Source organism: Kitasatospora sp. NPDC091257 (assembly GCF_044757675.1).
Classification (GTDB): Bacteria; Actinomycetota; Actinomycetes; order Streptomycetales; family Streptomycetaceae; genus Kitasatospora; species Kitasatospora lactacystinica.
In genome coordinates, this window is record NZ_JBIVVI010000226.1 from 1 (window position 1) to 9,279 (window position 9,279).

At 73.5% G+C, this 9,279-nt stretch carries 8 protein-coding genes; 5 read left to right on the forward strand and 3 right to left on the reverse strand.

All coding sequences use genetic code 11. The annotated features are described in order from the left end of the window. From ACIQOV_RS13450 to ACIQOV_RS13460, 3 genes are all read right to left on the reverse strand, one after another. Window positions 1-822, reverse strand: an 822-nt coding sequence (locus tag ACIQOV_RS13450; protein ID WP_401048265.1) for a hypothetical protein, incomplete at its 3' end; no start/stop codon positions are given. Between the two features lie 285 nt (window positions 823-1,107). Then, the gene (locus tag ACIQOV_RS13455; RefSeq protein ID WP_401048278.1) at window positions 1,108-2,046 is read right to left on the reverse strand and encodes a metallophosphoesterase; all 939 of its coding nucleotides are present in this window, start codon (window positions 2,044-2,046) and stop codon (window positions 1,108-1,110) included. Window positions 2,047-2,722: 676 nt separating this feature from the next. Then, the gene (locus ACIQOV_RS13460; RefSeq protein WP_359905133.1) at window positions 2,723-3,880 is read right to left on the reverse strand and encodes a LacI family DNA-binding transcriptional regulator; all 1,158 of its coding nucleotides are present in this window, start codon (window positions 3,878-3,880) and stop codon (window positions 2,723-2,725) included. Between the two features lie 341 nt (window positions 3,881-4,221). On the opposite strand from ACIQOV_RS13460, the gene hisC reads away from it, so the two are divergent. From hisC to ACIQOV_RS13485, 5 genes are all read left to right on the forward strand, one after another. Further along, window positions 4,222-5,301 carry a histidinol-phosphate transaminase gene (gene hisC / locus ACIQOV_RS13465; protein WP_359905131.1) on the forward strand — a complete coding sequence of 360 codons (1,080 nt, stop codon included), beginning with the start codon at window positions 4,222-4,224 and terminating at the stop codon, window positions 5,299-5,301. Window positions 5,302-5,628: 327 nt separating this feature from the next. Further along, window positions 5,629-7,011, forward strand: coding sequence for an efflux RND transporter periplasmic adaptor subunit (locus ACIQOV_RS13470; RefSeq protein WP_401048269.1), 1,383 nt, complete (start codon window positions 5,629-5,631; stop codon window positions 7,009-7,011). Window positions 7,012-7,019: 8 nt separating this feature from the next. Then, window positions 7,020-7,844 (forward strand): ABC transporter ATP-binding protein, encoded by an 825-nt coding sequence (locus ACIQOV_RS13475; RefSeq protein WP_401048271.1) that lies wholly within the window; start codon window positions 7,020-7,022, stop codon window positions 7,842-7,844. Next, window positions 7,841-9,052: an ABC transporter permease gene (locus tag ACIQOV_RS13480; protein ID WP_401048274.1), complete on the forward strand. Its 1,212-nt coding sequence runs from the start codon at window positions 7,841-7,843 to the stop codon at window positions 9,050-9,052. The genes ACIQOV_RS13475 and ACIQOV_RS13480 overlap by 4 nt, the downstream gene beginning before the upstream one ends. A gap of 12 nt (window positions 9,053-9,064) precedes the next feature. Then, a partial coding sequence (locus tag ACIQOV_RS13485; protein WP_401048276.1) for a hypothetical protein occupies window positions 9,065-9,279 on the forward strand: 215 nt, incomplete at its 3' end.

Consider the following 9,279-nt stretch of genomic DNA (forward strand, 5'->3'; position numbering starts at 1 on the left):
GGTCGTGCGGCCCCGGGGGTCGGTCAGCCCCTCGGGGCCGGGGCTGGTGAACGCGGGCGAGGTGTAGCCGGGGCTGCTGAAGTCGGGGCCCTCGTGGCCCGGGCCGTCGTGGTCGGGGCCGTCGTGGTCGGGGCTCTCGTGGCCCGGGCCGTCGTGGTCGGGCCGGGCGGCCGGGCCCGGCACCGGCGGCAGCGCGTCGAGCAGGTACGGGAGGATTCCGCGCTCGCGCAGCGCGCCGCGCCACTCGCGGTGGGCGTCGCCGAGTTCGGCGGCGAGCTCCGGGTCGGTGCCGGCCGGGGCGGTCGCGGCGCCTTCGCGCAGGGCGGTGAGCAGAAGCCCGATGACGCCGATGGCCATCGCGGCGACCCCGGCGGCGAGGGCCACCCACCCGGCCGTGACCAGGGAGCGGGCGAGGGCGAGGTTCGGACCGGCGGCGCGCAGCAGGTAGCCGATCAGCAGCAGGAACAGGGCGGCGGCCCAGGCCAGGATCGGGGTGAGCACGGTGAGGACGGGGAACAGTCCGGCACCGCCGCCCCCGGAGCGCAGCTGGCTGAGCAGCCCGGGGGCGGCCGGTTCGCTGCCGGGCGGCGGCGGGGGCGTGCTGTGCAGGCTCTCGCGCAGCCGGGTGTAGTGGGTGTACTCGGTGGCGGCCGCGGCGTTGACGCGGTCGGCGTCGCGCAGGGCGCGGATGCGCAGCTGGTCGGTGGTGAGCGCGCCGGGTGCGCGCAGGGCGGTGAGGACGGCGCGGTCGCGCAGGGCTTCCGTGAGGAGGCGCTCGTACTCCGGGCGGTCCTCGGCGAGCAGTGGCGGGGGGTTGGACATGGGGACCCCGTTCGTGCGGACCCCGTTCGCTCCGCCCCGGGGGCGCGCGGCCCTCAGGACGCCGAAACGGGCGCGGAGGCGGGCCGCCGGACGGGCGGCCGGGTGTGGTGTGCCTCATGGTAGGGGCGGGCGCGCCCGGGCTGACAGTCGGTTTCCGGAATTTCGCGCCCCGGGACGCGCGCGTGCGACCGCCCGAGCGCCGGGAACAACTGTTCTACGGCGATGGTCGGTTGACGATCGGTCGGCAGCCGGAGGGCGATCCGGCCGATGGAGCGGCCGCGCGCCTCAGCCGATGGGCAGCCGGGCGACCAGCAGCCGCCCCTCCATGGTGACGCCGCCGTCCATCGCCACCGCGAGGTCGTCCGCGTACACGTACGGCCCGGGGATGTGCGGCGGCTGGCCGTCGTCGTTGTGCACCGCGCCGGTGAGGTACGGGATGGGGCTGTGCCCGTGCACGATCCGGCTGCCGCCGTAGGTGTCCAGCAGCTCGTGGACGGCCATCGGGCCGGCGTCGCCGCGGAAGGCGAACCGCTTGGTGAAGCGGCGGAAGCAGTCCCACCACTCGTCCACGCTGCCGTCGGCGAGCAGGCCGTGCACCGCGTCGTTGACGTCGGGGATGGACTCGCCGTACTCCAGGTACGCGGTGGTGTCGGAGTGCAGCAGCAGGTGGCCGTCCTCGACCGCCATGGCGGGCAGCCGGGAGAGCCAGCTGATGTGGTGCGCCTCCAGCCGGTCCAGGTCGCTCTGCTGGCCTCCGTTGAGCCGCCAGGCGGCGAGGAAGGAGGCGGTGCCGGCGGTGGACTGGACGGGCTCGTCGCCGTACTTGGCGGCGCCGAGGAAGAGCAGTTCGTGGTTGCCCATCAGGGCGCGGCAGTAGCCGCCGGCCGCGGCGGCCTCGGCGGCCAGCTGCATGACCAGGTCGATGACGCCGATGCCGTCGGGGCCGCGGTCGGTGAAGTCGCCGAGGAACCAGATCCGGGCGCGGCCGGCCGACCAGTGGCCGTCGGCGTCGATCAGGCCCTGGCCGTGCAGCGCGGCGCGCAGCTCCTCCAGGTAGCCGTGCACGTCGCCGACGACGTAGACCGGGCCGGGGGGCTCGCCGGGGCCGGGGGCCGGGTACGGGTAGGTGGGCGCGGCGGGGTCGGGCAGCGGCGGGCCGAGTTCGATCGTCGGCGGGTCGTCGCGGCCGTCGAGCCCGAGTGCGGGGGAGGGCTGGTCGGGCAGGGTGGGTTCGTAGCCGGCCTGGTCCCGGCCGTCGTAGCCGCCCTGCTCCCGCGCGTCGTAGCCGGCCTGGTCCTGGCCGTCGTAGCCGCCCTGCTCCCGGCTCTCGTAGCCGCCTTGCTCCCCGCCCGCGTAGCCCGTGCGCTCCTCGTACCCGGGGCCGTCCTCGTAGCCGCCCTGCCCCTGGTGTCCCTGGTGCTCCTGCTGTCCCTGGTGTTCCTGATGTCCCTGCTGCGAGAAGGCCGGGGCCTGGTCCATGCCGATGCCCTGGGCGTGCACGGTGTGGCCCTGGCCGTCGGCGGGCCAGTGCTGCTCCAGGTAGCGGGCTCCGCCGTAGCCGCTGTAGGTCTCCCCGTCGTGGCCCTCCCCCTCGTAGGGTGCGGCGGGGTAGCCGGTGGCGGCGTCGGGTTCGTAATAGGTGCCGTACGGCAGCACGTCGAGGTCCGGCTGGTGGCGGGGGACCGAGTGGGGGTGCTCGGGCCCGGGGAAGCGGTCCTCGGGTGTCATTCGCCCATCATAGGAAGACCACTCTCCCGGCGTCGTCACCTGGTGGGTATCCAATCCTCCGGAGCGTCAGCCGGGCGGTCCCGCAAGGTCCGTTTTGTCCCGGCTCGGCATGGTCTCGTCAGCTGTGGCGGGGCCGCGCGGCCCGGCCTCGGGGCCGCTGCGGCGTGGTGGTCTATACCTCGCCCGGGGCCCGGGGCGGGCTGACGGTGGTGCGCGGACTCCGGCGCTGGGAGGACGCGCGGACGATCAGCTCGGTCGGCATCAGGGTGCCGGGCGGCGGCCCGGTGCCGGCGGTGCGGAACCGCGGCGGGAAGAGCCGGGCGATGTCGACGCCCGTCCCGGAGTCCACGCCCTCGATCGCGTCGATGAGCAGGTTGACCACCGTGGTGCCGATCTTGCGCGGCTTGAGCGAGAGCGTGGTGATCGGCGGCTCGGTGGTCGCGTAGACGTCGCTCTCGCTGCAGCAGACCAGCAGCAGGTCGTCCGGCACCCGCAGGCCGTAGCGGCGGGCGGCGGCCAGCAGGTCGGTGCCGTTGGGGTCGAACAGTCCGTAGACGGCGTCCGGCCGGTCGGGGCGGGCGAGCAGCCGGTCGGCGGCGACGGCGCCGGCGGCCGGGTCGTGCGCCGGGTAGGTCTCGTACACCGGCTCCTGCCCGACCTTGGCGCACCAGCCGAGGTAGGCCTCGGTGGAGAGCCGGGTGTAGGTGTCGGTGCTGGTGCCGGTGAGCAGGCCGATCCGGCGGGCGCCGGCCTCGGAGAGGTGGTCGAGGATGCCGAGCACGGCGGCCTCGTGGTCGTTGTCGACCCAGGCGGTGACCGGGCAGTTGCCGGGCTTGCCGTCGCTGACCACCGGCACGCCGGACCGGTAGAGCTCGCTCACCAGGGGGTCCTGGTCGGGCGGGTCGATCACCACGGTGCCGTCCAGGGCGATGTTGCCCCAGACGTCGTGGCGGGAGGAGGCGGGCAGCACCACCAGCGCGTAGCCGCGGCCCAGGGCGGCGCTGGTGGCGGCCCGGGCCATCTCGGCGAAGTACGCGAACTCGGTGAAGGTGAACGGCTCTTCACCGTAGGTCGTGACGGTCAGGCCGATCAGGCCGGACCGTCCCGTGCGCAGGGTGCGGGCGGCCGCGGAGGGGCGGTAGCCGAGGCGCTCGGCGACCTCGCGCACCCGGCTGCGGGTCTCGTCGGGCAGGCGGCCCTTTCCGTTCAGCGCATCGGAGACAGTGGTGATCGACACTCCGGCGGCTGCTGCCACATCCCGGATGCCGGCCCGTTCCAGACGCCGTGAGGTGGTGGGACGCCGACCGCTCTGGTTGGCTGCTGCTGTCATGGCGGACCGATCGTATGGCTCCTGACAAGGGTCTGTGACCGGCGCATCGGAAGCCCCCAGAGATACGTTTCTCCAAGAGTGAGCCGGGGTGCGCCCCTTCGATACCCGCCTGAAACCAGGCCTCTTACCTCTGACATGTGCCAAAGGAACCGGGCAGAATGGCTGATCTGCGCCTGTAACCCGACCGGGCATCTCACTCCTACGGGTGAGGGCGGTCGGTATCGTGCAAGGCACCCGACCGGGGAGTCCGGGCGCGTCACGAGGTCCCGGGCACGGAGGCGACCCCGTCCGTGGCGGGCGAGCGCACCGGAGAGTTCCGCAACTGGAAACGGAGTACGACCGTGAGCAGTGGTACGTCAGCGCAGGGCCCGCGGCTGCGGCCGACCCTCGACGGCATCCCCACGTACAAGCCCGGCAAGCCGGCCGGCGCCGACGCCTACAAGCTGTCCTCGAACGAGAACCCCTACGAGCCGCTGCCCGGTGTCCTGGAGACCGCGGTCAAGGCGGCCGGTTCGCTCAACCGCTACCCCGACATGGGGGTCACCGAGCTGACCTCGGTGCTGGCCGAGCGCTTCGGGGTGCCCGCCGAGCACATTGCCACCGGCACCGGCTCGGTCGGCATCGCCCAGTCGCTGGTGCTCGCCACGGCCGGCCCGGGCGACGAGGTGGTCTTCGCCTGGCGCTCCTTCGAGGCGTACCCGATCGTCGCCACGGTCTCCGGGGCGACGCCCGTCCCGGTGCCGCTCAAGGCGAACGGCGACCACGACCTGGACGCGATGCTCGCCGCGGTCACTCCGAACACCCGGCTGATCTTCGTCTGCAACCCCAACAACCCCACCGGCAACGTGATCCACCGCGCCGAGCTGGAGCGCTTCCTGGACGCCGTCCCCGGCGACGTCCTGGTCGTGGTGGACGAGGCCTACATCGAGTTCATCCGCGACCCCGAGGTGCCCAACGGCATCGACCTCTACCGGGACCGCCCGAACGTGTGCGTGCTGCGCACCTTCTCCAAGGCGTACGGCCTGGCGGGCCTGCGGGTCGGCTTCGCCATCGCGCACGAGCCGGTGGCGGCCGCGCTGCGCAAGGTCGCCACCCCCTTCGGCGTGAGCCGGATCGCCCAGGACGCCGCCATCGCCTCGCTGCGCGCCGAGGAGGCGCTGCTGGAGCGGGTCGAGGCGCTGGTCGAGGAGCGCACCCGGGTGGTGGCCGGACTGCGCGCCCAGGGCTGGGAGATCCCGGACTCGCAGGCCAACTTCGTCTGGCTCTGGCTCGGCGAGCGTTCGCCGGAGTTCGCCGCCGCGTGCGCCGAGGCCGGCGTGATCGTGCGGCCGTTCCCGGAGGGCGTGCGGGTGTCGATCGGCGAGGCCGAGGGCAACTCGATCTTCCTGTCGGTGGCGGAGGCCTTCCGCAAGTCGCTCTGACGTCCTGTTGGTGGTCGCAGGGGCGTGCCGGTTCTCCGGTGCGCCCCTGCGGCGTTCCGCACGGCTGCCGCGGGTTCCGTACCCTGCGGCGTTCCGGGCGGCTGCCGCCGGTCCCGCCCGACTCCGTGAGAACGCCCTCAGAACGTCCTGCCGGATGCCTGGAGGTCGCTGGGAGCCCGCTGGGAGTTCCGTCAACGGCCGCCCACGGGGCCGCCAAGACGCCCGCACGGGAGGGGTGCTCTGTCCGCAATGCCCGGATCCGGCCGGTCAGGCTTCTCCCAGCCGGCGTCCAGGACGACGCAAGAGGGCCCCGGGAAGCTGTCCGGCATGAAGGTGCTCCCACGGCGGCGAGGCGCCGTCCTCGTCAATTCCGCGCTCGGCGTGGCCCTGCTGGGCGGTGCCGCCCTGGTGTACGCCACGGTCAGCGGCAGTTCCGGCCCGGCTTCCGCGAAGCCCGTGGCCCGTACCGCGACGGTGGCCAAGGGCACCGTCCTGGCCACCGTGTCCGGATCCGGCACCCTGGTCTCACCGACCGACGCGGCCCAGGACTTCACCACCGGCGGCAGGCTCACCGCGGTCGAGGTCGCGGTCGGGGACGCCGTGAAGAAGGGTCAGGTGCTCGCCACCGTCGACACCACGGCGGCCCAGCAGCAGGCGGACGCGGCCCAGGCCGCGCTCACCACGGCCCAGGCCAACCTCACCAAGGCCCAGGCCGGGGTCACCACCACGACCACCGAGCAGCTGCCGGGCGCCACCTCCGCCGCCTCTCCGGGCGCCGGGGCCGGCAGCGGTGGCCGCGGGGCGGGCGGGAGCAGTACGCCCGCCCCGCAGACCACCACCATCACCACCACCAAGGTCGACGACGCGGCCGTGGCCCAGGCCCAGCAGCAGGTCGCCACCGCGCAGACCAACCTCGCCAACGCCCGGGCGGCGCTGACCGGCACCACCCTGACCGCCTCGGTGGACGGCACGGTCGCCTCGGTCTCCGGCAAGGTCGGCGACACCGTCGGGGCCACCGGCTCCGGCGCCTCCTCGTCCTCCGCCACCAAGTCCACGGGCAGCGGCGCGAGTTCGACGTCCGCTCCGAGCGGCTTCATCGTGCTCACCAACCCGACCGGGATGCAGGTCACCGCGAACTTCTCCGAGCTCGACTCGCTCAAGCTGAAGAAGGGCGAGGCGGCCACCGTCACCCTGAACGCCCAGTCCGACACCAAGCTCAACGCGACCGTCCTGTCGGTCAGTTCGCTGCCCACCGGCAGCGGATCCGGCGGCGCGGCCGGCTCCGCGGCCGTCCAGTACGCGGCCATGCTCCAGATCACCGGCGACACCAGCACGCTGCGCACCGGCCTCAGCGCCACCGTCCAGGTGATCACCGGCGAGGCCGACAACGCGCTCTCGCTGCCCACCTCCGCGCTCTCCGGCACCGGAACGTCGCGCACCGCGACCCTGGTGCAGCCGGACGGCGCCTCCGAGCGGGTCACCGTCGGCGTCGGGGTCGAGGGCGACAGCACGGTGCAGGTGGTCTCCGGGCTGAAGGAGGGCGACAAGGTCGAACTCCCCACCACCAGTGGCGGCAACGGCTTCCCGAACGCCTCCTTCCCGGGCCTCGGCGGCAACCGGGGCGGGACCGGCGGAGCCGCGGGCGGCGGGGTCTTCCCGGGCGGCGGAGGTGGCACCGGCGGCGGGGCCGGTCGCGGCGGCAAGGGCTGAGACCGATCATGCGTCACGTCATCGACAAGCGCGTCCCCGCGCATCCCGTCCCGGTGATCCGGATCCGCCGGCTCACCAAGGCGTACGGGCACGGCGACGCCACCGTGCACGCGCTGCGCGGCCCCTCCGACCCGGAGACCGGCGAGCCGCAGGGCGTCGACCTGGACATCGAGCAGGGCGACTTCGTCGCCGTGATGGGCAGCTCCGGCTCCGGCAAGTCCACCCTGATGAACATCCTCGGCTGCCTGGACGTCCCGACCGCCGGCCGCTACCTGCTGGACGGCACCGACGTCGGACACCTGGACGAGCAGCAGCTCGCGCTGGTGCGCAACCGCAGGATCGGCTTCGTCTTCCAGTCCTTCAACCTGGTGCCCCGCACCACCGCCCTCGCCCAGGTCGAGCTGCCGCTCGCCTACGCGGGCGTCCGCACCGCCGAACGGCGCCGCCGGGCGATGGCCGCGCTGTCGCTGGTCGGGCTCGCCGAGCGGGCCGGGCACAAGCCCAACGAGCTCTCCGGCGGCCAGCAGCAGCGCGTCGCGGTGGCGCGGGCACTGGTGACGGCGCCCGCGATGCTGCTCGCCGACGAGCCGACCGGCAACCTCGACAGCCGCTCGACGGAGGAGGTGCTCGCCCTGATCGACGGGCTCAACGCCACCGGCCGCACGGTCGTGCTGATCACCCACGAGGACGAGGTCGCCCGGCACGCCAAGCGGGTGCTGCGGCTGGTCGACGGGCAGATCGTGAGCGACCTGAGGCAGGCGCCCGTGGAGGGGCCGCCGCCCTTCCTGGACGCGGCGTTCGCGGAGGCCGCGGTCGCGGAGGTGTCGGCGTGATCCTCTGGCAGACGCTCCGCTTCGCGGTCGGCGGCCTGGCCGCCAACAAGGTGCGCTCGGCGCTCACCATGCTCGGGGTGCTGATCGGCGTGGCCTCGGTGATCCTGCTGCTGGCGGTCGGCAACGGCTCGTCCGTGGCGGTCAAGGACTCGATCACCTCGCTCGGCACCAACTCGCTGACGGTCAGCTCCGGTTCGGCGAACGGCGGCTCCCGGGCCACCTCCGCGGTCAAGAAGCTCACGGTCGCCGACGCCAAGGCGCTGGCGAGCGACGGCGACTCGGGCGCCATCAAGTCGGTCGCCCCGGTGGTCACCACCAGCGGGACGGCGCTGTACGGGAACATCTCGTACAGCCCCGGCTCGATCGTCGGCACCTACCCGTCGTACTTCGAGACCGCCAACCAGAAGGTCGCCCACGGCGAGTACTTCACCGACGACGACGTGCTCGCCTCGCGCAAGGTCGCGGTGCTCGGCGCGACGACCGCCAAGCAGCTGTTCGACACCGAGAACCCGGTCGGCAAGTCCGTCGTCCTCGGCGGCACGCCGTTCACCGTGGTCGGCGTGCTCCAGGCCAAGGGCGGCAGCGGCTTCACCGACCCGGACGACGTGGTCATCGCCCCGCTCCCGACGGTGCAGAACGCCTTCACCGGCTTCGGCCCGGTCAACCAGATCCTGGTGCAGGCCTCGAACGCCGACAGCACCACGGCGGCCCAGTCCGAGATCACCCGGGTGCTGCTCGGCACGCACGCCATCGCCGACCCCACCAAGGCGGACTTCCGGATCACCAGCCAGGCCTCGCTGCTCACGGCGCGGGAGAGCACCACCAAGACCTTCACCGTGCTGCTCGGCGCGGTGGCGGCGATCTCGCTGCTGGTCGGCGGGATCGGCATCACCAACATCATGCTGGTGACGGTCACCGAGCGGACGCGCGAGATCGGCATCCGCAAGGCGCTCGGCGCGCCGCGCGCGGTCATCCTCGGGCAGTTCCTCACCGAGTCGACGCTGCTGTCGGTGATCGGCGCGGGGCTGGGCGTCGCGGCCGGGATCGCCGGCTCGCACTTCAGCATCGTCGGCATCACGCCGGTGGTGATCCCCGAATCGGTGCTCGGCGCGTTCGCCATCGCCGTCGCCATCGGGCTGTTCTTCGGCAGCTACCCCGCCAACCGGGCCGCCTCGCTGCGGCCGATCGACGCCCTCCGGCACGAGTAGGACTCCACTGTCATGAGCAAAGAGATCGCCAGGGTCAGCCCGGACGCCGGCACTCCGGCCGAGCAGGTCGCCCTGCTCGCCACCCCGCCGGACGCCCGCGACGTGAGCGCCGAACTGGCCGCGCCGCCCCGGCGGAAGCTGCCCTGGCTCAGCCTGGTGCTGGCGGGCGGCGTGATCGCCACCGGGGCCTTCGCGGGCGGAGTCTGGTACCAGCAGAACAACGGGAC

Excerpts from the sequence above, each read along its gene's own strand:
- ACIQOV_RS13460 (WP_359905133.1), bottom strand. The coding sequence starts at position 3,880 with ATGACAGCAGCAGCCAACCAGAGCGGTCGGCGTCCCACCACCTCACGG.
- ACIQOV_RS13470 (WP_401048269.1), top strand. The coding sequence starts at position 5,629 with ATGAAGGTGCTCCCACGGCGGCGAGGCGCCGTCCTCGTCAATTCCGCG.
- ACIQOV_RS13475 (WP_401048271.1), top strand. The coding sequence starts at position 7,020 with ATGCGTCACGTCATCGACAAGCGCGTCCCCGCGCATCCCGTCCCGGTG.